Here is a 20,553-nt window from a genome sequence, read left to right as displayed (position 1 = left end):
AAATTTTAAAAAGCGCAAAACTAATACTATTTTTGTATTTATAAAAATAAAAACTTTCTTTTAACATACTATTTAGAGTTTTATTATATGAAGGTTTTGATGATAAGATAATTATCTGTATTTTTGCACTTATAAATGATTAATAACTGCTGACGAATGGTTGATTTTGAGTATACATATCCGTTTGCCTCTGTGATAGAAGAGGGGGTGACGCACCAGAAGAACTTTATCTTTTCCCACTGTTCGGAACTGAAGGAGGACAATGCGGTGCCTTGCTTTTTCTGGGGTAATATCACCCAACCCTTTGTCGCGGCTAAGTGCTTAGCTACTTTAGCAAAGACGGTAGCTTCCCAGTTTGCTATTGCTCCTGGGGTCTTAGCAAAGCTACGAGATCCTATTATCTCGGTAGGAAACCAGCAACTGCTTTTTGAAGCATTTTCCTCCTGTAATAGTGTCTATGTACGGGTATCACTCCACAATGAGATACTTGATGGTGAATTCATAAAAAGTGGATGTACTAATATTGACTTCAATAGCCATACCGTTCGGGCTTTTAATGCAGTAACTGCTTCAGAGAAAATGATTCTTGGTGTAGGACAAAAAGAAATGCATTTTATCACCGACAAGCATAAGACTGTAGAAAAGAAAGTAACCCTCCCCAACCGCTGGATTAAGGGATTAGGAAATGTACAAGTATATTTGGCTGAGATGGAACTCGCTTATCGACTGAACAAGGCTGAAGCTATACAGCTCTTCCGCTCTTTGCCCAAACAACCTGTAAAAAATGATTATTACCTGATAAAACTTGGGGTTTCTTATGTTTTTGCTCCTAGTCCTTTAGAGGATGCTATCAAGATAGGAGGTGCTCATCGTCTGAACCTTTTGCAAGGCTTGCTGTTACTTGCTGATAGCCTTTTTATCTATCGTCATCCTAGTGAACAAACGGTGGCTTTTGTGTTGAATTTCAAGGGGGTGGATATGCTTTTCTTACTTTCAGACAATGTATATCGTAGTTTTTCTGGGGACGGACGCTATTTGGAAAACATGATAGAGGACATACCCATGGAATGGCTGGTGGGGATTAACAACTTCTTTAAGACCAATGAAGTTTTTTCCCCTACTATGGTATCTATAGAGAATGATATCAACTTAGGAACGATGAGCACCTTACAAGCATCTCTGTCCAGTATTGGGTTGTTAGGCTATAATTTATTGGATCATAATTATTTCTATCGTCGTCTGCCCTTCAAGCCAGAGCGGTTAGTTAGTCTTAATCTACGACTACAAAATGCTAAAAAACTCACTGAAAACAATGAGGTAGAAATCGTAGAACAGCGTGAGGGCTTTATCAAAGCCCATGTAAGAGGCACTGCAGGAGTTATCCATACAGTCATCATAGACGGCGATCATGCCCAATGTACCTGCAATTGGTATACCAATCACCAGACAAAACGCGGTTTGTGTAAGCATATTTTGGCAACCAAGATAATTAACCAATGAGTCAATGTGCTAATGAGCCAATTTCTTTAAGTAGCGGTTAAAGAGGTATATGGAAATAGCGGTAAGTAGTCCCAAGCTAAAGATGATATACCAATATTTATTAGGATGATAGGTATTCCATAGTAGGTTGGTAATTTCGGTGGGGCTCATCTGTAACTTCTCTTGGGCTTGTTCAAAAAATTGCTTCTTACTTAAACCTTCAGGCATGTCTATAGCACGCTGTTTCATTTCTAACTGCAACAGATAATGCTTATCAGACCACTTATCGTACATATTTCCTGTGAAAAAGCCCGTAAGATAGCTTCCTAAAGCCATAGGTAGGAAATAGGTTCCTTGGTAAAGGGCTTCCTTACCCTTAGGAGTAATCTTTGCAATAAAAGCTGAAATTGTAGGACCTACTGCTATTTCTCCTATAGCAAAAAGAGTTGTTCCCAATACCGTAAAGATAACTTGGTTAAACATAAAAGTAAGGGTAACCCCTATGGTCATCACGATGGTTCCATGAATCATAGCTGATACTTGATCCATCTTCATCACAAAGTAAGAGATAATCATTTGGGTCATGATAATCATCACACAGTCTATATTACCAAACCACTCCGCCTTAATCTGTCCGTTCTCAGTAAAAGTACTACCAAAGAGCGGAATATTACGATTGATCCAATCACTCTGGCGGGAGGAATCCACCCAATCCTCTATAAAATTAGGTAAAGTATAGAAGAGTTGGTTATAAACCGTCCAAAATCCAACCATAAGGAACAATAATATAGTCAGTTTCTTGTCCTTGAGTGCTTCTATGACATTTCGTACAGAGCCTTTTATCTCAGTTAGTAATGGAATATTATATTGTCTTTCTGTCTTAGGCTCCTTATAGAGAAAAAGAATCACTAAGAGATTAAAGAGTATTATTACAGTTGCCTGTATAAATATCACCTTCCAGCCCATAGTGGTACGTAAATAGGAAGAGACCCCTGGTCCCAATAGTCCACCTATGTTACCCACCATATAGAAAAGTCCAAAGCCTAAGGTGACATTCCCTTCATCGGTATGGCGAGCTATGATTCCTTGTACTACAGGGCGAAAGAAGCTACAACCTATCGCTGCCAAAAGAAAAGCAAAGTAAGTATCCCAATAAGAAGTAGCCATTCCCATTAAGTAATAGCCAACTCCCATAATTACACAGGAAATTAGCAAGGAGAGTTTGTAACCAATCCTGTCTGCAATCACTCCAAAGAACAAAGGCAAAAGGAATAGGATGGCCGTAATCTGAGCCATGATATTTCCCTTTTGGGTGTGGGTAAGCTCCAATCCTCCCTCATCGGTGCCCGCCACTAAATAGAGGGCAAGTAGTGAAAAGATACTAAAATAAGCCCAACGCTCGGTCAGTTGTAAGAAATTTCCTACCCAAAAAGTTGAGGAAAAAGACTTGAAAGTCTGTGAATATGATTCCCTTTTTTCAGACATTAAGTAGTGTTTATGAAAGTACAAAAATACTACTTTTTTATAATTGTAATAATAAAACTATTTTATTTTAACAATTAATATTAATTTTTTTAAAAGTTAGAGTTCTTTATCCTTTTAACTTCCTTGACTTCTTTTCTTATACTTCTATAAAAAAATGGATAGGTAAGGTAATAGAATACCCAAACAATAGGCATCATTATCCATATAGCTACATACAAATACACATGAAAACACTTAAGAAGAAGTTTCCGATGAGAACTTTGATAGATTATATTTGCCCAAATACGAAACAAGCGGTTTCCTTTCTTTTCGGAAGAAAGTAAGAAGGACTTTACTTGTACCCCTCCTTGAGTTATAATTTCTTCTTGGAGATTATTGTATATTCCTGTTTTTAAATATTTTAATAATATTTTCCCATATGAGGTAGCTCCTTCTATATCCTTTTGGGAAACTCCTGCCTTAGGAAAAATACCTAAATACTTGTCCTTCTTTCCTGTAAAGAGCCAATGGACGATAGTAATAACACTGATATGATTGTAATTACGATCTGTAAGAGCTATATTCCCTATTAAGTATGCTTTGTTTTTGTTAATCAATAGATTAATTTTTTCTTGTGCTTTTATCCACATATTGCGTGTTCCCGAAAGGGTCATAATAGGAGTCTCTTCTAAAAGTTGTTTCGCTTGTTTACTCTTAAGAAAAGAATTAATAGGTATAGAGGGGGAAAGATACCACACTTGATATGCCAATATGATAAGATCATAATTTTTCTCCAATATAGAGGAAGGAATAGGTTTTATGGGCTGAGGAATCTGCAAAAAAGATTCAGGGAAAACTCCAAAGAAAGTTTCATTTGTCCAAGGAAAGGGAAACTCCTGTTCCATCTCTATTCTATAGTAATCAACTGCAATATCTGCATCCCGTAAAGGTCTTGCAAAATTATCAATAATCTCCTTGAGTTGTCCTGATTGGGTATAATATATGACTAATATGCGTTTCATCAAAATCTTATTTCTCCATATTTTGCGCTTCAATCCACTTGCGGGCATTGATAAAAGCCTCTAACCAAGGGCTAATTGCTGTTTTTTCACTCGGATAGTACGCCCATTGCCAAGGAAAAACTGAACGCTCTATGTGAGGCATCGTTACCAAATGTCGCCCTGTTTTGTCGCATAACATAGCCGTGTTGTAATCAGAGCCATTAGGGTTGGCAGGGTACTCCTGATAAGCGTATTTACCTACGATATTATATTCGGCTTCTGCCAATGGCAAGTGAAATTTCCCTTCGCCGTGTGATATCCATACCCCTAAGGTACTACCTGCAAGGGTGGAGAGCATCACCGAGTTGTTCTCTGGAATAGTTACTGATACAAAGCCACTTTCGTGCTTGCCACTATCATTATGCCACATTTTACCGTGCTCTGCGTGCTCAGGATTGATGACTTCTAACTCCATAAACAACTGACAGCCATTGCAGATACCTACTGAAAGGGTATCGGGGCGGGCAAAGAAGTTGTCTAATGCTTTTTTAGCTTGCTCGTTGTAGAGTAGTGCTCCTGCCCAACCTTTGGCACTGCCTAACACATCGGAGTTAGAGAAACCGCCCACAGCCCCTATAAATTGTACATCTTCTAAGGTTTCACGTCCGCTGATAAGGTCGGTGGTATGCACATCTTTCACATCAAAGCCTGCTAAGTATAGGGCATTTGCCATTTCGCGCTCGGAGTTGCTACCCTTTTCGCGTATCACTGCTGCTATAGGGCGTTTGCCTGCAGGGCGTGCAGGTTTTTCGCCCGTGAAATGCGCTGGGAAAGTGTATTGCAGAGGCTGTTCGGAGTAGTTTTGATAACGCTCGGTCGCCTTGTCATTTTTCGTTTGTTGTTTGTCTAACAAATAAGAAGTGAGATACCACACATCGCGCAATTCGGGGATATTGAAATGGTACGATTTTCCGAAATGGTGAATAGTAAGTTCCTGTGAAGTAGTTACTTCGCCTATATTAGCCCATTCTAAGAAGTGTGCTTCTAAAGTAGCTTCAATGCTGCTATCGGCTTGTATGACTACCCCTGCATTTTCAGCAAAAAGGGTTTTGATAAGGTCTTCATCGGCTGAAAGTCCACTTAAATCGATGGTCGCTCCTAAGTCGTTTTCGGCAAAACACATCTCTAAAAGCGTTGTGATAAGTCCACCGCTACCAATGTCGTGTCCTGCTTGTATTTTACCTTCTTTTATCAGTGATTGTACTACGTTGAAAGCTGTTTTAAAGCCTTCGGCATCTGTTACGGTAGGGGCTTTATCGCCTATTTTATTTAATACTTGGGCAAAAGCCGAACCACCTAATTCAAAATGAGCGCCTGAGAAGTTGATATAATAAATGTTGCCTCCATTGCGTTTCAATACGGGTTCTACCACTTTTTGCACATCGGTACAATGGGCAGCTGCCGAAATAATCACTGTACCTGGGGCAATTACATCACCTCCTTCGGGGTATTTTTGTTTCATCGATAGAGAATCTTTACCGGTAGGGATATTGATGCCCAATTCAATCGCAAAATTAGAAGCTGCTTCTACGGCTTCGTACAAACGCGCGTCTTCTCCTTTATTGCGGCACGCCCACATCCAGTTGGCGGATAGCGATACACTTTGCAAACCGTCTTTTAGTGGCGCCCAAACAATGTTAGTCAGTGCTTCGGCAATGGCATTGCGACTGCCTGCGGTAGGGCTGATGAGTGCCGTAAGAGGTGAATGACCTATGCTGGTAGCGATTCCTTCTTTGCCATTGTAATCCAAAGCCATCACCCCCACGTTGTTCAAAGGGAGTTGTAGTGCGCCTGCACATTGTTGTTTGGCGACTTTGCCCCCTACGCAACGGTCTACCTTATTGGTAAGCCAGTCTTTACAAGCCACACTTTCTAATTGTAGTACTTGTACCAAATAGTTCTGCAACTGACTTGCATAGTAGTGTAACTCTTCGTAATTAGTAACGACAGTTTCATCGGTCATTATGGTTTTTGGCGAACTGCCAAAGAGCGCACTGAGGTCTAAATCCATTGGGCGGGTACCTTTCTTTTTAGATACAATGCTGAAATGCTTGTCGTTGGTAACCACACCCACCTTGTACATAGGTGCACGCTCGCGGTCGGCAATGGTTTTTAGTTTGGCAATAGCCGAATTGGGCAATACCAATCCCATACGCTCTTGAGATTCATTACCTATAATTTCTTTGTCCGATAGGGTAGGGTCGCCTACGGGCAGTTTGTCTAAGTCGATTTTACCACCGGTTTCTTCTATGAGTTCTGAGAGACAGTTGAGGTGTCCGCCAGCCCCGTGGTCGTGTATAGAAACGATAGGGTTCTCGTCCGATTCTACCATTGCGCGAATCGCATTGGCAGCGCGTTTTTGCATCTCGGGGTTAGAACGCTGTACGGCATTGAGCTCTATACCTGTACCAAAAGCGCCAGTATTGGCAGATGATACGGCAGCTCCTCCCATACCGATGCGGTAGTTTTCACCGCCTAAGATAACGATTTTATCGCCTTCCTTTGGGGTGTGTTTTATAGCTTGTGAGGCTTTGGCATACCCTACGCCTCCTGCTTGCATAATCACTTTGTCAAAGCCTAATTTGCGTCCGCCTTCTTCGTGTTCAAAGGTAAAGAGTGAACCCGTAATGAGTGGTTGCCCGAATTTATTACCAAAATCACTTGCTCCGTTAGAGGCTTTGATGAGGATATCCATTGGCGTTTGGTACAACCATTGGCGCTGAGCCATTCCTTTTTCCCAAGGGCGGTCTTCTTCTAATCGGGGGTAAGCGGTCATATACACCGCCGTACCAGCCAAAGGCAAAGAACCTTGTCCGCCCGCGAGACGGTCGCGTATTTCACCTCCCGAACCTGTAGCCGCCCCGTTGAAAGGCTCTACGGTAGTAGGGAAGTTGTGGGTTTCGGCTTTGAGTGAGAGCACTGCCTCAAAAGGTTTTACCTCGTAGAAATCGGGTTTATCGGCACTTTTGGGTGCGAATTGGTCGACAGTAGCCCCTTTGATGAAAGCCACATTGTCCTTATAAGCCGAAACAATGCTATTAGGGTGTTCTTGCGAAGTTTTTTTGATAAGTTTAAAAAGGGTAGAAGGTTTTTCCTCACCATTGATAACAAAAGTGCCGTTGAAGATTTTATGGCGACAGTGTTCGGAGTTGATTTGCGAGAAGCCAAACACTTCCGAGTCGGTGAGTTTGCGCCCCAGTTCTTTAGAAAGATTTTCTAAATAGGCGACTTCTTCGGCGCTTAGCGCAAGTCCTTCTTGCTGGTTATACGCCTCGATATCATCGATTTCGAGTGTTGTTTGCGGTTGCATATCGATAGTAAAACTCTCTTGAGTAAGACCGTTGTATCGCTCAAAGAGCATAGGGTCGAAAGGCGTATTGGGGTCGGTTACCTCGTGGAACTCCTCGATACGGGTAATCCCGTGGATGTCCATATTTTGGGTAATTTCCACCGCATTGGTACTCCAAGGGGTAATCATTGCAGCACGCGGACCAACGAAAGTGCCGCTAAGGGTAGGCTGGTTAAGTTGCTGGGCATTGCCAAACAGCCATTTCAGTTTGTTGAGGTTGGCCTCAGTAAGGGTAACTTCGGTAGCTACCACATAGATAGTGTTTTTGGGGTTTTTAAAGAAGAGAAGCATTTTTTCAATTAACAATTGACAATTAATAATTTAAGTTTCACAAATTGTTTTTTGCGTATAGGAGATCGTTCAGCTTCATCGGCTACGGCAGTTTGATTGTACAGCCCTTTCCTATATTGTTCTTTTCGAACCATCCTTGAGGCACTTCAAGAGCATAACGCACAGGTTCTGATGAGTCCACGCTTTGATGGCTGAACGGTGTCATATCGTGTGTTTCGCGGATTTCACCACTCGAGTTAATGAACGCAATTGAAAGAGGGGTAGGTGTATCTTTCATCCAAAAGCTTAACTTTTCGTCTCTTTTAAAGATAAAAAGCATACCCGTTCCTTCGGGGATATTTTCACGCCCCATATAGCCTTTTGACATCTCTCGTATGGAGCGAGCAAGCTCAACTCTTATGGGAATGATCTTGCCGTCAAGATTTGTAATAGTCAAATCCCTCTCTTCAAACTCAAGCGTGAGTGCTGAACAGGCTGTAAAAACAAGGTAGTACGATAGGATAACTCCCATCAGCAATAGCTTGGCAGATGTAAATATTTTCTTTTTCATAGGCTTCTAAAATTAAATATCTTATAAATTCGATAGTATACGACAAAAAATAATTATTTAAAAAATAATGTAAATATGTTTCGCATCGTTTTATAGCGAGGGTCGGTAGTAATATCTTTTTTGGTACACAAATGATATTTGCGTTCACTCTCTTCCGCCATTTTGCGAAAGCGACGTGCTTCTTTACCATATAAGGTAGATATTGCTTTGATTTCTAATGCTATAATGTTATTTTTTCCGTTTTTAATATCAATATAGGCCCAAAGGTATAAACTTTTTTCAATTGGCAATAAAAATAAAAAACTCCTTCTTATCCCAAAAATAAGAAGGAGTTTGCATTTTTTACATTTTTGTTTTTTCTCCCTTGTATGTGACTTTACCATCGATAGAAAGCTCTTGCATTTTAGGGTTATAAACATATTTGCCATTTTTGTAAGTACCATTGGTTTCCTGTTTTAAAATAGGATTCTGATCTTCATTTGTAATAAATAGCTCTACTTGGCTGTTATCCCCTTCTTTGGCTACAATAAAGGCACTGATTACAGCCACTTCTTCCTTCTCTTCCACAGGATTCAGGCGGGTACCTACCTCAAATACTTGGATACATTCTCCACGAAGGGCACTCCAAGTGAATCCTGCACTACCTATACAGCCGTGCTCATCTCTGTCATCTCCTACCATAGGAGTGTCCTGAGTAACTTCAGGGGCGCCTGTAGTGTTTTCTGATTGGTTGGGAGTGGTATTGTTACATGCGGTAAAAGAAACAGCAATTATAGGAAGTATAAATGTTGCTTTCATGAAACTTCATTTTGGATTAAGGCACAAAGGTAATAAATAAATATCAAAATTACCTATTTCACAAAAAATAATTTTTATTTTCATACTTATAGAAAAATATGTACATTTGTAAAATTTTTCACCTTATGAATTTTCTCTATACCCTCGCCACTCATTTAGTAGCCTACATGCTACCTTTGTTTGCTTTATTCAACCGGAAAGTAAAACTTTTTTGGAAGGGACGACAAGAAAGTTTTCATATCTTGCAAACTCATATAGGGGAGGGCGATCGAGTTATTTGGCTACATACGGCTTCCTTGGGCGAATACGAACAAGGGTTACCTATTCTCAAGCGCTTGAAAGAGCTATATCCAGAGAAAAAACTTGTGGTTACCTTCTTTTCCCCCTCTGGTTATGAGGCTAAAAAACATAGCAAAGATGCCGATGTACTCTTATACCTACCTCTTGATCTTCCTGTGCGTGTGGATCGCTTCCTAAGGCTTCTACACCCTGAGATGGTTATCTTTGTCAAATATGAGTTTTGGCAGAACTATCTCTTTGCTCTAAAAGGCCAAGGTATCCCTACTTATTTGGTTTCTGGAGTGTTTCGCAAGGAGCAATTGTTCTTTAAGAAACGAAGTTGGGGTATGCGAGCGGTGCTTCCTTGTTTTACGCACTTCTTTGTTCAGAACGAGAACGCTAAACTTCTTTTACAATCCATAGGCTTTACCAATGTTACCGTAAGTGGAGATACGCGTTTTGACCGTGTCATGGAGATTCTCTCTCGTGATAACAAGATTCCTTTCGTGGAGCAATTTCTTGCTGGAGCGCCCTGTATGGTCTTTGGTAGTTCGTGGCGGGAAGATGAGCAAGTGTATGTACCTTTTCTAAACGCTTATAAGGGGAATATGAAATTCATTATTGCTCCCCATGAGGTACATGACAAAGAAAAAATACATGTATTGAGAAACAGCTTGCGCAAATATGTGGCCATACTTTCCGAGGTAGAGGGCAAAGCTCTTTCCTCTTACGAAATACTTATTGTGGATAAAATTGGGTTACTTACCAAGATTTACAGTTATGCAGCGATTGCATACGTAGGCGGGGGCATGGGGAACAAAGGTTTGCATAATATTCTAGAACCTGCTGTATTTAGTATTCCTGTTATTATAGGGAAGAATTATGAAAAATTCAGTGAAGCTAAAGACCTTATTGAGAGAGAGGGTGTATTCTCTGTAAAGGATACAGATGAATTTACTCAAATTACTTCTTTTCTTTTCACTGATGTTATACAAAGAAAAAAAGCAGGAGTCCTCAATTATAATTATATCAATTCAAGTACTGGTGCTACAGATATTTTTATTAATTTTATAGATAAAAATTAATTCTTATAGTCTATTTTTTTAGTAAAATATAATTAATTAAGAGGATTCTTTTTTATTAATTTAAGTTGTCTTGTTTTTTTGTATCAAATTTATTACATTTTAAATAATTTTTTACTTCTTCAAACAATAAGACAAGATGTAAAGACATTTTTAAAGAGTAGAGTTTAGATACTAATTCCTATATATAGGAAAGAGACTATCCCTTTCCGGACAGTCTCTTTTTTTATGTGTTTCTTAGTATAATAGATAGAAATTTCTTTCTATTGAATTATTTCTTTTTCAAGAACTCTTCAGCTAGTTCAGGAGCCATAACTCCCTCTACGAAAGTATATGCACCTGTTTTTGGAGATTTCACCATTTTAATTACTTTGGTTAATCTTTTTGATTTTCCCTGTAAAGTTGCTACTGTTTTCTTTGCCATAGTACTATTTATTTAATTTCTTTATGAACAGTTACTCTCTTTAGAATAGGGTTGAACTTTTTAAGTTCCAATCTATCAGGAGTATTTTTTTTATTTTTAGTAGTAATATATCTTGAGGTTCCAGGCATTCCAGAATCCTTATGTTCAGTACATTCCAAGATCACTTGTATTCTATTTCCTTTTTTAGCCATTGCCGTAGTAATTTATGAGTTATTTTATAAATCCTTGTTTTTTTGCTTCTTTTAGAACCGCAGTAATTCCTTTTTTGTTAATGGTTTTAATAGCGCTTGTTGAAACACGCAAAGTAATCCATCGGTCTTCTTCAGGAATATAGAAACGTTTGGTTGTCAAATTCGCTTTAAATTTCCTTTTTGTTTTGTTCATGGCGTGAGAAACATTGTTCCCTCCCATCGCTTTCTTACCTGTCAATTCACAAACTTGTGCCATTTTATCTCTTTTTAGTTCATTATTTAATCGGGGTGCAAAATAACGAACTTTTATTGAAACTACCAAATATTTTTCGTTATTTTTTTATTTAATTCTCAAGGAATTATTTTGCCATCTTGCATGGTAAATACTTTATCTGCCATCTGGGCTAATTCTGTATTATGTGTTACAATTACAAATGTCTGTGCGAATTTATCTCGTAAATCGAAGAATAGATGATGTAGCTGTTGCGCACTTTCTGAATCTAAATTTCCACTAGGTTCATCAGCAAAAACGACGGCAGGTTGATTAATTAGAGCTCGGGCTACAGCAACACGCTGTTGTTCTCCACCTGAAAGAGCTTCTGGTTTATGTGAAATTCGGTGAGAAAGCCCTAGATAATTTAATAATTCTTCAGCCTTATGTTCTGCTTGTTTTTTTGATGTTCCTTTGATGAGAGCAGGTATACAAACATTCTCTAAAGCTGTAAATTCAGGTAATAATTGGTGAAACTGAAAGATAAACCCTATCTGCTCATTTCTAAAATAGGCTATCTTCTTTGCAGAAAGTCTTTTAATATCTATATTGTTGATAAGTAGCGTACTTTCTTCTGGATGGGTCATAGTATCCAAAGTTCCTAAAATGTGTAGCAAAGTAGTCTTTCCTGCTCCTGAAGCTCCTACAATGGAAACTACTTGTGCTTTCTCTACCTGTATATCTACACCTTTGAGTACTTCCACATTTCCAAACTTCTTGTGTATATTGATTGCTTTTATCATTAGAAAATTCTTAGCTATTTTAGTTATTTGGGAACTTTGATAATGTATGTCTTTCCAGTTTTATTCTGTAGGGAGAAGTCGCGTATCCAAGGATTTAGCAAGCGAATAGTCTTATAATTTGTTTTATAGATTTTTGCAAAATCTGCTAAGTTAGTGATAGTAGAATCCACAGTGATATATTGTACAGGTTCTAAATCATATAACTGGTTTTTCTTATAAATGAAGCCATATTTTTTAGGATTTTTCATGATTTCTTTGACTGCTAAGATACGGAAAACATAGCGACTGGTTTCATTATTAAGATATAAGTCATAATAATCGGTTACTTGTTGTTTGCTTAGTTGGGTACGAATTCCATTTTTTCCTGCATTATAAGCAGCAGCGGCAAGTGTCCAACTTCCTACCTCTTCTTTAGCCTTCTTTAAGTATAAGCAAGCTGCTTCTGTAGCCTTCTCTAAGTGATAGCGTTCATCTACAGTATCCTCCATCTCTAAATTATATTCTTTTGCTGTATTTTTCATAAATTGCCAAAATCCAGCAGCTCCCGATGGTGAGACAACATTCTGTAAACCGCTTTCAATAAGTACCAAATATTTGAAATCATTAGGAATATCATATTTGTTGAGGATAGGCTCTATGATAGGGAAATACTTATGAGCACGCTTGATAAGAAGTAATCCATTAGATTGCCAATAAACATTAACAAGTAACTCACGATCAAGTCGCTCGCGTACATCTGGAATATGCAGAGGCACAGCTTCTCCTGCAAAATCTATCTTCTTAGGCAAATCCCATGCTCGAATTTGGTAAGGTGGTAGGCTATCTCTTTCTGTAAGTGCATCTATTATAAGAGGGTCATCCTCACTAAGAGAGAGGACTTCTCCATCAGAAGGGGTAGCTACGGCATTGATAAGCAACAAAGCTATGGCTAATACTCCTATAGCACTGAATACCTTCTGACAAACAGAACATATTTTTTTCATCATTTAATAGTTTATATTTTAATACTCAAGATTATTATCTCCATCTTTTGAGACTAAATGGATTGACTGTTATTTTAGTTTGCAAAGATAATTAAAAATCCTTCTAAAAATCAAATTCTCTTCGTATTTTATTTTTTCGTCAATTCAGCCATCATGTACACATAAAGTTGCCCATATAACATTTTCTTTTTTGATGGTATCTAATTTTTTTACAATTGGAGCAAAGATAATCATTATCTGATAGTTAACAAAATATAGGAGGTATGTCTTTTAAACATATCTCCTATAAGATATTAATTTGTAAGTTTTTCTCTTTGAAAGAGTAACTCTTAATTTTTGAGTCTTAAGCTAGCTGATATGGATTATTTCCAAGTATTCTCTGCAGTATCACCTCCCCAAAGTTTAGTAGCCAAATAAGGATTATCAATGAAAGGATTACGATTGCCTTGAGCTTCTTCTATAACATTATTGCGTTGTAGTTCTAAAGGAGATACTTTATCCTCTGCATTCCATTTGAGAAATAGCTTTATACCATTGGTACTTACTGCATTCCAAGGAAGGTTGTAGTGTAAGTGCATATACATAATCATACGAGCCACATCCCCTTTGAACTCATCGGAAGGATACCAACCTCTTCCTATTTTTCTAGCTTTTCCACTTCCTTCAGTAAAAGGTAGATTTCCACGATTGGAATTTACATTAATATCACAAGCACGTAAGTGATGTAAGTCTCCTTTGGGTTTAGCCGCTTTGTTAAATAAACTCTGTGGGTAAATATGTTCTGTATTAACATGGTTTTGATAATTACGACTTTCACCTGTATATACCAATATAACATTTCCTCCATGAGAGAGATCCGCATCGGCTTTAGGTAAGTAGTTATGACGTCGCTCATACCCAAGATAAGTCCTGTGCTTGGTTATGGTAAGGGTGGCTAACTCATCTTTAAGAACTTCTCCGCTCTTAGTGAAATCCACACCTTGATAGTAAGCCTTCAACTTTAGGGGTACTGTTATATCCCCTGTATTGGGGGTAGGTTTTGGAGGTGTGGGAGGAGGGGTAGGTTTATCAGGAGTTTTAATAGAATCCTTATGATTTGGAGTAATTGGATTTTGAGGATTTTCCTGAGGATTTTTAGGTTTTTCAATCTGCATATCTGCAAAATTTTCTCCACTGCATCCTATCAAAGAGATAAGTAGGGAAGAAATAAAGAATATTTTTTTCATAGCAAAGTGTTTTTATTATAAAGTTGTTATATCCTTATGGGTAGTGCAAAGATATGAATTCTATTTTTCTAAAGCAAGAAAAAAGAGATAAGATTTAATTTTTCGCTTTAATAAGTTATTTCCAAGAATTTTCAGGAGAATAATTCTTTATTTCTCCAAATATTTTGGTAGCTAAGTATGGATTATCAATAAAAGGATTACGGTTACCTTGAGCTTGTTCTATTTCATTATTACGTTGTAGTTCCAAAGGAGATACTCTATCTTCAGCATTCCATTTGAGAAAAAGACCTATTCCCTCAGTGCTTACATGATTCCAAGGCAGGTTATAACGCAGATACATATACATAATCATACGAGCAATATCTCCTTTATATTCATCAGAAGGGTACCAGAATTTTCCTTTAGTGCTTCTGTTTGCTTCTCCTTTTCCTTCACCATAAGGGAGGTTTCCACGAGAAGAGTTCATGTTGCTATCAATATACTGTAAATGATGTAAATCGCCCAAGGGAGATTCAGGATTATTGTATTTCTTTAAGTAGCTCTGAGGATAGATATGTTCTGTATTCACATCTCCTTGAGAATTATAGCGCTTTTGAATATGGCTCTTAGGACGACTTTCACCTGTGTAGACTAGTAAAATATTCTGAGGGTTGTTAGGGTCTGCATTGGCTTTTTCTAAAAAAGGATGTCGCTCTCCATAAGCAAGGATTTTTGTATGTTTAGTAATGGTAAGGATTGCTAAATCTTCTTTTAAAGCTTCTCCATTTTTATTGAAATTAATGCTTTGATAGTAATATTTTAGTTTAGAAGGAACGGTTATCTTCTGATAGTTTATTGGAAGATGAGGAGTATAAGCTTCCTTCCTCTTTTGAATTTCTTCTATTTTTTTGTAAGGATCATTAGGATTTTCTTTAAGATTTTCACCTCCACAGGCGATAAAAGTAATAAGAGAGGATATAATTAATAATTTCTTCATAAGAGGATATTTTAGGTTAATATTTATTGTATTGTTTTTATGGAAATATCTAATATTCTTTTTGTATTCTTTGTAGCGAGAAAGCGTTCATCAGGTCGCTTGCCTATTACCCAGAGGATTTGGTCGGTATTATCTACTAAAAGCCATTGATTTTCTTTTTCATAGAGTGAATATTTCTCATCTTTAAAATATTTGCTTAAGGTTTTTTTCTTTCCATTCATCCCATAAGGATAGAAAATGTCACCTTTTTTACGTTTACGAATACATAAAGGAAACTGAATTTTTTCCTTATCAAGAAAAATGGTTCCTTTCTTAGATTTTTCTATAGCTGATATCTCCTCTAAATGAATAGTTAAAGGGTAATCAATACTTTTATCTTCTTTATGGATATAAAAGATATTAGTTGTAGTATTTTTTTCTATTGGGAGAATAAGCCATTGTCCTCTGTTTGAAAGAATACGATGAGTGTTGGAAAATATTTGTTTACCTGTGGATGCATACAAAAATCGTTCCAAGATTTCTATTCCTGTAAACCCATAAGGGGAAAGTAATTCATATAATAGAAAACTTCTGTGAGGATGATCCTTGAGTATATTAACTAAAAATATAATAGGTGTCCCTATGATAAAGCATTTTTTTCTGTACTTTTCTAATTGTTCTTCTATAAAAGAATATGTTAGTTGTAGGATATGTTGGGTCTTTTCAAGGTTTTTTAAGAAATTGGGATGTATCTGAGATAGAATAGGGGAGATATGATGCCGAATCTTATTACGGGTATAAGCATCGGAGTTATTAGAGCTATCCTCACGCCAAATAATATTATTTTCCTTAGCAAAAGCAAGAATTTCCTCTCTAGAGAATCCTAATAGTGGACGTAAGATAGTATTATTTTGTACAGGAACTCCTAAAAGGCCTTTAAGCCCTGTACCACGTGAGGTATTTATTAAAAATGTTTCCCAAGAATCATTAGCCTGATGAGCGGTAAGAATATAGTCATATCCTTTTTTTTGTCGGATTTGTTCAAACCATTCATAACGGAGAACACGGGCAGCTAATTGGGTATTGAGTGCATGTGTTTTTCCATACTCTTTTGTAGCAAATCGCTTGACCTCCAAAGGCATTGAGAGTTTCTGAGCCAAGGCTTCTACAAAATGCTGATCACCTTCACTTTCTTCTCCTCGTAATTGAAAGTTGCAATGTGCCATAAGGAAAGGGATTTGTAATTCCTTGAGCAGGTAAGCCAATACTACGCTATCAATACCACCGCTAATGGCAAGGATGATTCTTTTCTGCCACAGAAAAGGGAAATTTCGCTGGAGATGATTTTGGAAAGATGCTAACATACAGACTCTTTTATATAAAAAAACTCTCAGAACTTTTCTGAGAGTTTAGTGCGGGTGATAGGACTCGAACCTACACACCTCACGGCACCAGATCCTAAGTCTGGCGTGTCTACCAATTTCACCACACCCGCATGTGGCTTTTAAGACATGGCAAAGGTACAACTATTTTTTTAATTGACAAGTGAAAAATAAATATTTTTTTACTCAATAGAAATAGTTCATTTTGAATAAGTTAAAAATATTATAAAAGCATCTTTATTGCCTTTCTGATACCTTCAATGAGTCTATCTACTTCCTCAAGAGTGTTATAGACAGCGAAACTTGCTCGCACGGTACCTGGAATATGGTAGAAATCCATTACAGGTTGAGCACAGTGATGTCCTGTACGTACAGCAATTCCCATTTGATCAAGGAGGGTTCCTATATCATAAGGATGAGCACCATTGATATTAAAGGAGATTACTCCTGCCTTATGATCTAAATCGTTTGTACCATAGATGGTAATGCCACCTATGTTGTGAATTTGCTTGTGGGCATATCTTAGCAGGGCATGTTCATGGTCAGCAATGTTAGTCATGCCCAAGGAATGCATATAATCAATAGCTACCCCGTATGCGATACCACCACAGATATTTGGCGTTCCTGCCTCTAACTTATAAGGGAGATCAGCATAAGTAGTTTTATCAAAACAAACGGTTTTAATCATATCTCCACCACCTTTGTAGGGAGGGAGTTTCTCAAGCCATACCTCTTTTCCATAGAGAAAGCCGATACCTGTAGGGGCATACATTTTATGACCTGAAGCCACGTAGAAGTCAGCATCTAAGTCCTGTACATCTATAGTAAAGTGTGGACAACTCTGGGCACCATCAATGAGAGTTACGGCGCCTACACTATGGGCTAAAGTAATGATTTCCTTGACAGGATGTACATTGCCCAAGGCATTGGACACATGTTGACAGCTGACTACTTTGGTACGCTCTGAGAGTATTGATTTAAAATCCTCTAGAATAATCATTCCTTTTTCATCTATAGGAATAGGGCGGAGGATGGCTCCTGTACGCTCGCATAGAAACTGCCAAGGTACGATATTACTATGATGCTCTGTAGTGAGGACTAATATCTCATCATTTTTCTTTACAAAAGGAGTAAGGCAAGTAGCTACCAAATTAATCCCTTCAGTAGTGCCACTGGTGAAAATCACCTCGTAGGATTTGGCTGCATTAATATGCTTTTGGAGTTTTCTCCTTGCCTCTTCATAAGCATTAGTCGCCCCTTGGCTGAGGGTATGTACCCCACGATGGATATTCGCATTGTAGGTGGTGTAAAAATGGACAATGCTATCAATGACCTGTTGGGGCTTTTGAGAAGTTGCCCCATTGTCAAAATATACTAGAGGATTTCCGCCTATCTTTCTCTCTAAGATAGGGAAATCACGACGAATTTCTGCGATAGACTTCATAAGTGAAAAATAAATAGTGAATAGTAAAGTTGCGTAAGTGAGTATGTGAAAAACAAAAAAAGGTGCTATCTATCTTCAGACGGCACCTTACTTGTTACAGAAAGTTATAAACATTATTTCTTATGTCTTGGTTCAGAGGAAACAGTAAGTTTTTTTCTTCCTTTAGCTCTACGGCGTGCCAATACCTTACGTCCGTTTGCTGTTGCCATACGTTCTCTAAAACCGTGTTTATTTCTTCTTTTTCTCTTTGAGGGTTGAAATGTTCTTTTCATCGGATTGAATATTAATATCTTAAATTAAATGTTTACTTATTTTTAACTCTGTAAAGCTTCCATAAAAGAAAGCGCGGCAAAGGTACTATTATTTTTTGGAATGTACAAATATTTTTAAAATCTTTCTTGATAATTTGTAGGAATGGAAATATTATCCTACTTTTGGCACTCTTAATACTTTGTCCTTATGGAGTTGTTACTTAAGTATTTTCCTGAACTTACCCCTAAACAAATCGCACAATATACTGAGGCGATAAGCCTTTACAAGGATTGGAATACACGTATCAATGTGATTTCTCGCAAGGATATGGAGCATTTTGTGCTACATCATCTCTTGCATTCTTTAGGAATAGCTAAGATATGTTCTTTTGAGTCAGGAATAAAGGTCTTGGATGTAGGTACAGGCGGTGGTTTTCCTGGGATTCCACTGGCTATTCTCTACCCAGAGGTGTCTTTCCACTTGGTGGATTCCATAGGCAAAAAGATAAAGGTGGTACAGGAAGTAGCCAATGCTTTGTCTCTTACCAATGTAACCTACCAGCAGGTACGGGTGGAGACCCTTGAGGGTCAGTACGACTATATTGTAAGCCGTGCGGTTACCCAAATGGACGACTTCTACAAGCTTACCAAGCATCTGCTCAAGCCTGTAACCAATAAGGGAGATAAGAGAGGAATCCTCTATCTGAAAGGTGGAGACCTTACTGAAGAATTGGCGGCTTTTCCTTCTGCTGTTGTCTATAACCTTTCCGATGTCTTTGAAGAAGACTTTTTTGAGACCAAGAAAGTGGTATACCTATAGTAATACCCATTGCCCCTCTGTGATATAGTACTCCATCCAGTATTGGTTTTCTTTGCTTATTCCTTTTAGAATCAATGTATTGTCTGAAAAAATGATTTCTTGTATAAGGTCGAAGACTTCTCGTTGTGCTTCTTCACAAATCACTTCTGTAGGTTTGATATAAGGAGCAGGAGAAAGGAATATCTTTACCAATGGCGTCTGTTTCTCCTGACACTTTATATACACTACCATTTTCACTCGTATTCTCTTCCGAAACTTGTACATTACCAACACAGGTGGTGATGGAGTTGTAAGAAATAGACACAGCTGGTATTATAAAAAACTCCAAATTGATAAAATATGATAGTAAAGGAAGTCGTTACAATCAATATCTCGGATAGGAGCCTTTTACAAATTCTATTCCTTGGAGAAATCCAAGTTATTGAATGATTCGACTATTAACTCTATACATCGTTTGCTTGCTTCCCAATAATAATTATTTAAGCTGGGTCTCGGTCCAATTGATTCAATATAACAGATGCCGCTATTACTTTGTATAAGATATGACATGAGAAAAGCTCTGAATTGTTTTTCAGGGTATTCTAAATCTCCTTGAATGTACCATGCTTTTTCTAATTTTGGATTTAGAATATTATCAGCTACCTTTTTTTGTATTTTGCATTCAAATTCTGATATGTTTTTTAAACGTGTTTCTATGTTCGAGGCGATGCTTTCAAAATTTTCTTTGCTTGTCTTCGCATACAAATATATATTGACTACACCTATATTCTTTCCTTCGTCTTCATGCTTAAGAAGAAAACGAATAGATTGGGCGGACAAATTATCATGATTGCTGTCCTTGAACATCTTCCATGATGTTGGGAAATAAAATGTGAAATTATTTTGTTTGAAGTTGAAACTAAAGGGTTGTAAATTTTCTGCCATGTTCCAATTCGTCTTGTTTATCAAATCCCAATTATTTGTGATTTGGAGCATATCCAACATCCTTCCTTGATAATCTTCTTCAAAGCACGATGTTTTTACCATAAAATAATTGGCTCCTGAAAAATCAGGATCATAGTCCTTTAGTACAGAAAAGCGAGATATTACACTCTCACCTTTATTTGTTTTCTTTGACGTGAGAATATCAGCATAAGTTCCTGTTGAAGTCCCATTAATTTTCCTGTAGTGAAGAATGTTTTCTCCCATCAGATCAAGTTTTTTAACAAGCCAATCTGCTGCGTTCATTTCATACCAACAATGTTCATAATATACGGAGACCTCTAACATCGAACAGGTTTTGTCAACACTAACATATTGCCCGATATTATTAATGTCAAGTCCTTCTATAGGTTGCTTTTTAATCTGTACAGGTTTTACGTCCTTAGGTAGCAGAATCCAATACGCTAATTGTGATTCTGCAGCAGTGTAGTTACATTTCCAATAACGCTTAATCTGTTCTTCTTTCGAATAAGATTGTTGGATGGGAAACATTTCTTTGTTATTTATATCTTTTATAAATCGTTTCTAT

At 37.7% G+C, this 20,553-nt stretch carries 20 protein-coding genes and 1 tRNA gene; 3 read left to right on the top strand and 18 right to left on the bottom strand.

What is annotated here, in order from left to right; genetic code table 11:
• The first annotated feature begins 156 nt into the window (after nucleotides 1-156).
• Complete coding sequence (locus HMPREF9071_RS08875; RefSeq protein WP_009746290.1) at nucleotides 157-1,500, top strand: hypothetical protein; 1,344 nt, start codon at nucleotides 157-159, stop codon at nucleotides 1,498-1,500.
• A gap of 9 nt (nucleotides 1,501-1,509) precedes the next feature.
• Here the strand turns inward: HMPREF9071_RS08875 and HMPREF9071_RS08870 are convergent, their stop codons facing one another.
• The 5 genes from HMPREF9071_RS08870 to HMPREF9071_RS08845 all read right to left on the bottom strand — a co-directional run bounded on the left by HMPREF9071_RS08870 (nucleotide 1,510) and on the right by HMPREF9071_RS08845 (nucleotide 8,992).
• Nucleotides 1,510-2,964 (bottom strand): MFS transporter, encoded by a 1,455-nt coding sequence (locus tag HMPREF9071_RS08870; protein ID WP_009746289.1) that lies wholly within the window; start codon nucleotides 2,962-2,964, stop codon nucleotides 1,510-1,512.
• A gap of 89 nt (nucleotides 2,965-3,053) precedes the next feature.
• Entirely contained in the window at nucleotides 3,054-3,965 is a 912-nt protein-coding gene (locus tag HMPREF9071_RS08865; protein WP_040358500.1) for a hypothetical protein, read from the bottom strand.
• A gap of 7 nt (nucleotides 3,966-3,972) precedes the next feature.
• The gene (purL, locus tag HMPREF9071_RS08860; protein ID WP_009746287.1) at nucleotides 3,973-7,644 is read right to left on the bottom strand and encodes a phosphoribosylformylglycinamidine synthase; all 3,672 of its coding nucleotides are present in this window, start codon (nucleotides 7,642-7,644) and stop codon (nucleotides 3,973-3,975) included.
• A gap of 82 nt (nucleotides 7,645-7,726) precedes the next feature.
• The gene (locus HMPREF9071_RS08855) at nucleotides 7,727-8,194 is read right to left on the bottom strand and encodes a DUF192 domain-containing protein (protein WP_009746286.1); all 468 of its coding nucleotides are present in this window, start codon (nucleotides 8,192-8,194) and stop codon (nucleotides 7,727-7,729) included.
• A 342-nt stretch (nucleotides 8,195-8,536) separates the two neighbouring features.
• Entirely contained in the window at nucleotides 8,537-8,992 is a 456-nt protein-coding gene (locus HMPREF9071_RS08845; protein ID WP_009746284.1) for a hypothetical protein, read from the bottom strand.
• Nucleotides 8,993-9,117: 125 nt separating this feature from the next.
• Here HMPREF9071_RS08845 and HMPREF9071_RS08840 point away from each other — a divergent pair, with 125 nt between their 5' ends.
• Nucleotides 9,118-10,356 (top strand): 3-deoxy-D-manno-octulosonic acid transferase, encoded by a 1,239-nt coding sequence (locus HMPREF9071_RS08840; protein WP_009746283.1) that lies wholly within the window; start codon nucleotides 9,118-9,120, stop codon nucleotides 10,354-10,356.
• 268 nt (nucleotides 10,357-10,624) lie between these two features.
• On the opposite strand, the gene HMPREF9071_RS12030 is transcribed toward HMPREF9071_RS08840, so the two are convergent.
• The 11 genes from HMPREF9071_RS12030 to rpmH all read right to left on the bottom strand — a co-directional run bounded on the left by HMPREF9071_RS12030 (nucleotide 10,625) and on the right by rpmH (nucleotide 18,244).
• On the bottom strand, nucleotides 10,625-10,777 hold the full coding sequence (locus HMPREF9071_RS12030) for a DUF4295 domain-containing protein (RefSeq protein WP_002670441.1): 153 nt from the start codon (nucleotides 10,775-10,777) through the stop codon (nucleotides 10,625-10,627).
• 8 nt (nucleotides 10,778-10,785) lie between these two features.
• Nucleotides 10,786-10,968 carry a 50S ribosomal protein L33 gene (gene rpmG / locus HMPREF9071_RS08835; protein ID WP_009746282.1) on the bottom strand — a complete coding sequence of 61 codons (183 nt, stop codon included), beginning with the start codon at nucleotides 10,966-10,968 and terminating at the stop codon, nucleotides 10,786-10,788.
• Between the two features lie 19 nt (nucleotides 10,969-10,987).
• Nucleotides 10,988-11,224, bottom strand: coding sequence for a 50S ribosomal protein L28 (gene rpmB, locus HMPREF9071_RS08830; RefSeq protein ID WP_040358085.1), 237 nt, complete (start codon nucleotides 11,222-11,224; stop codon nucleotides 10,988-10,990).
• Nucleotides 11,225-11,319: 95 nt separating this feature from the next.
• The gene (locus HMPREF9071_RS08825) at nucleotides 11,320-11,982 is read right to left on the bottom strand and encodes an ABC transporter ATP-binding protein (RefSeq protein WP_009746280.1); all 663 of its coding nucleotides are present in this window, start codon (nucleotides 11,980-11,982) and stop codon (nucleotides 11,320-11,322) included.
• 23 nt (nucleotides 11,983-12,005) lie between these two features.
• Complete coding sequence (locus tag HMPREF9071_RS08820) at nucleotides 12,006-12,965, bottom strand: lytic transglycosylase domain-containing protein (protein ID WP_040358497.1); 960 nt, start codon at nucleotides 12,963-12,965, stop codon at nucleotides 12,006-12,008.
• Between the two features lie 362 nt (nucleotides 12,966-13,327).
• Nucleotides 13,328-14,191 (bottom strand): endonuclease I family protein, encoded by an 864-nt coding sequence (locus tag HMPREF9071_RS08815; protein ID WP_009746278.1) that lies wholly within the window; start codon nucleotides 14,189-14,191, stop codon nucleotides 13,328-13,330.
• A 115-nt stretch (nucleotides 14,192-14,306) separates the two neighbouring features.
• Complete coding sequence (locus HMPREF9071_RS08810) at nucleotides 14,307-15,167, bottom strand: endonuclease I family protein (RefSeq protein WP_009746277.1); 861 nt, start codon at nucleotides 15,165-15,167, stop codon at nucleotides 14,307-14,309.
• 23 nt (nucleotides 15,168-15,190) lie between these two features.
• The gene (gene tilS / locus HMPREF9071_RS08805) at nucleotides 15,191-16,510 is read right to left on the bottom strand and encodes a tRNA lysidine(34) synthetase TilS (protein ID WP_009746276.1); all 1,320 of its coding nucleotides are present in this window, start codon (nucleotides 16,508-16,510) and stop codon (nucleotides 15,191-15,193) included.
• Nucleotides 16,511-16,559: 49 nt separating this feature from the next.
• A tRNA-Leu gene (locus HMPREF9071_RS08800) sits at nucleotides 16,560-16,641 on the bottom strand.
• A gap of 110 nt (nucleotides 16,642-16,751) precedes the next feature.
• Nucleotides 16,752-17,972 (bottom strand): aminotransferase class V-fold PLP-dependent enzyme, encoded by a 1,221-nt coding sequence (locus HMPREF9071_RS08795; RefSeq protein ID WP_009746275.1) that lies wholly within the window; start codon nucleotides 17,970-17,972, stop codon nucleotides 16,752-16,754.
• A gap of 113 nt (nucleotides 17,973-18,085) precedes the next feature.
• On the bottom strand, nucleotides 18,086-18,244 hold the full coding sequence (gene rpmH, locus HMPREF9071_RS12025) for a 50S ribosomal protein L34 (RefSeq protein WP_002669412.1): 159 nt from the start codon (nucleotides 18,242-18,244) through the stop codon (nucleotides 18,086-18,088).
• 187 nt (nucleotides 18,245-18,431) lie between these two features.
• Between rpmH and rsmG the strand changes: the two genes are divergently transcribed.
• Complete coding sequence (rsmG, locus tag HMPREF9071_RS08790; RefSeq protein WP_009746274.1) at nucleotides 18,432-19,043, top strand: 16S rRNA (guanine(527)-N(7))-methyltransferase RsmG; 612 nt, start codon at nucleotides 18,432-18,434, stop codon at nucleotides 19,041-19,043.
• Here the strand turns inward: rsmG and HMPREF9071_RS08785 are convergent.
• A complete protein-coding gene (locus HMPREF9071_RS08785; protein ID WP_009746273.1) occupies nucleotides 19,038-19,274 on the bottom strand; it encodes a hypothetical protein in 237 nt (78 codons plus the stop codon). The two genes, rsmG and HMPREF9071_RS08785, sit on opposite strands and share 6 nt — an antisense overlap.
• A 165-nt stretch (nucleotides 19,275-19,439) precedes the next feature.
• Nucleotides 19,440-20,516 carry a hypothetical protein gene (locus HMPREF9071_RS08780; protein WP_009746272.1) on the bottom strand — a complete coding sequence of 359 codons (1,077 nt, stop codon included), beginning with the start codon at nucleotides 20,514-20,516 and terminating at the stop codon, nucleotides 19,440-19,442.
• Nucleotides 20,517-20,553 lie beyond the last annotated feature (37 nt).

It is taken from the genome of Capnocytophaga sp. oral taxon 338 str. F0234 (genome assembly GCF_000192225.1).
Classification (GTDB): Bacteria; Bacteroidota; Bacteroidia; order Flavobacteriales; family Flavobacteriaceae; genus Capnocytophaga.
Note: the sequence above shows the minus strand (reverse complement) of the source record. Positions and strands in the feature narration are given on the sequence as shown.

Bases quoted from the DNA above. Each gene is read 5' to 3' on its own strand.
- HMPREF9071_RS08875 (WP_009746290.1), top strand. From the start codon at position 157: ATGGTTGATTTTGAGTATACATATCCGTTTGCCTCTGTGATAGAAGAG.
- HMPREF9071_RS08870 (WP_009746289.1), bottom strand. From the start codon at position 2,964: ATGTCTGAAAAAAGGGAATCATATTCACAGACTTTCAAGTCTTTTTCC.
- HMPREF9071_RS08865 (WP_040358500.1), bottom strand. From the start codon at position 3,965: ATGAAACGCATATTAGTCATATATTATACCCAATCAGGACAACTCAAG.
- purL (WP_009746287.1), bottom strand. From the start codon at position 7,644: ATGCTTCTCTTCTTTAAAAACCCCAAAAACACTATCTATGTGGTAGCT.
- HMPREF9071_RS08855 (WP_009746286.1), bottom strand. From the start codon at position 8,194: ATGAAAAAGAAAATATTTACATCTGCCAAGCTATTGCTGATGGGAGTT.
- HMPREF9071_RS08845 (WP_009746284.1), bottom strand. From the start codon at position 8,992: ATGAAAGCAACATTTATACTTCCTATAATTGCTGTTTCTTTTACCGCA.
- HMPREF9071_RS08840 (WP_009746283.1), top strand. From the start codon at position 9,118: ATGAATTTTCTCTATACCCTCGCCACTCATTTAGTAGCCTACATGCTA.
- HMPREF9071_RS12030 (WP_002670441.1), bottom strand. From the start codon at position 10,777: ATGGCAAAGAAAACAGTAGCAACTTTACAGGGAAAATCAAAAAGATTA.
- rpmG (WP_009746282.1), bottom strand. From the start codon at position 10,968: ATGGCTAAAAAAGGAAATAGAATACAAGTGATCTTGGAATGTACTGAA.
- rpmB (WP_040358085.1), bottom strand. From the start codon at position 11,224: ATGGCACAAGTTTGTGAATTGACAGGTAAGAAAGCGATGGGAGGGAAC.
- HMPREF9071_RS08825 (WP_009746280.1), bottom strand. From the start codon at position 11,982: ATGATAAAAGCAATCAATATACACAAGAAGTTTGGAAATGTGGAAGTA.
- HMPREF9071_RS08820 (WP_040358497.1), bottom strand. From the start codon at position 12,965: ATGAAAAAAATATGTTCTGTTTGTCAGAAGGTATTCAGTGCTATAGGA.
- HMPREF9071_RS08815 (WP_009746278.1), bottom strand. From the start codon at position 14,191: ATGAAAAAAATATTCTTTATTTCTTCCCTACTTATCTCTTTGATAGGA.
- HMPREF9071_RS08810 (WP_009746277.1), bottom strand. From the start codon at position 15,167: ATGAAGAAATTATTAATTATATCCTCTCTTATTACTTTTATCGCCTGT.
- tilS (WP_009746276.1), bottom strand. From the start codon at position 16,510: ATGTTAGCATCTTTCCAAAATCATCTCCAGCGAAATTTCCCTTTTCTG.
- HMPREF9071_RS08795 (WP_009746275.1), bottom strand. From the start codon at position 17,972: ATGAAGTCTATCGCAGAAATTCGTCGTGATTTCCCTATCTTAGAGAGA.
- rpmH (WP_002669412.1), bottom strand. From the start codon at position 18,244: ATGAAAAGAACATTTCAACCCTCAAAGAGAAAAAGAAGAAATAAACAC.
- rsmG (WP_009746274.1), top strand. From the start codon at position 18,432: ATGGAGTTGTTACTTAAGTATTTTCCTGAACTTACCCCTAAACAAATC.
- HMPREF9071_RS08785 (WP_009746273.1), bottom strand. From the start codon at position 19,274: ATGGTAGTGTATATAAAGTGTCAGGAGAAACAGACGCCATTGGTAAAG.
- HMPREF9071_RS08780 (WP_009746272.1), bottom strand. From the start codon at position 20,516: ATGTTTCCCATCCAACAATCTTATTCGAAAGAAGAACAGATTAAGCGT.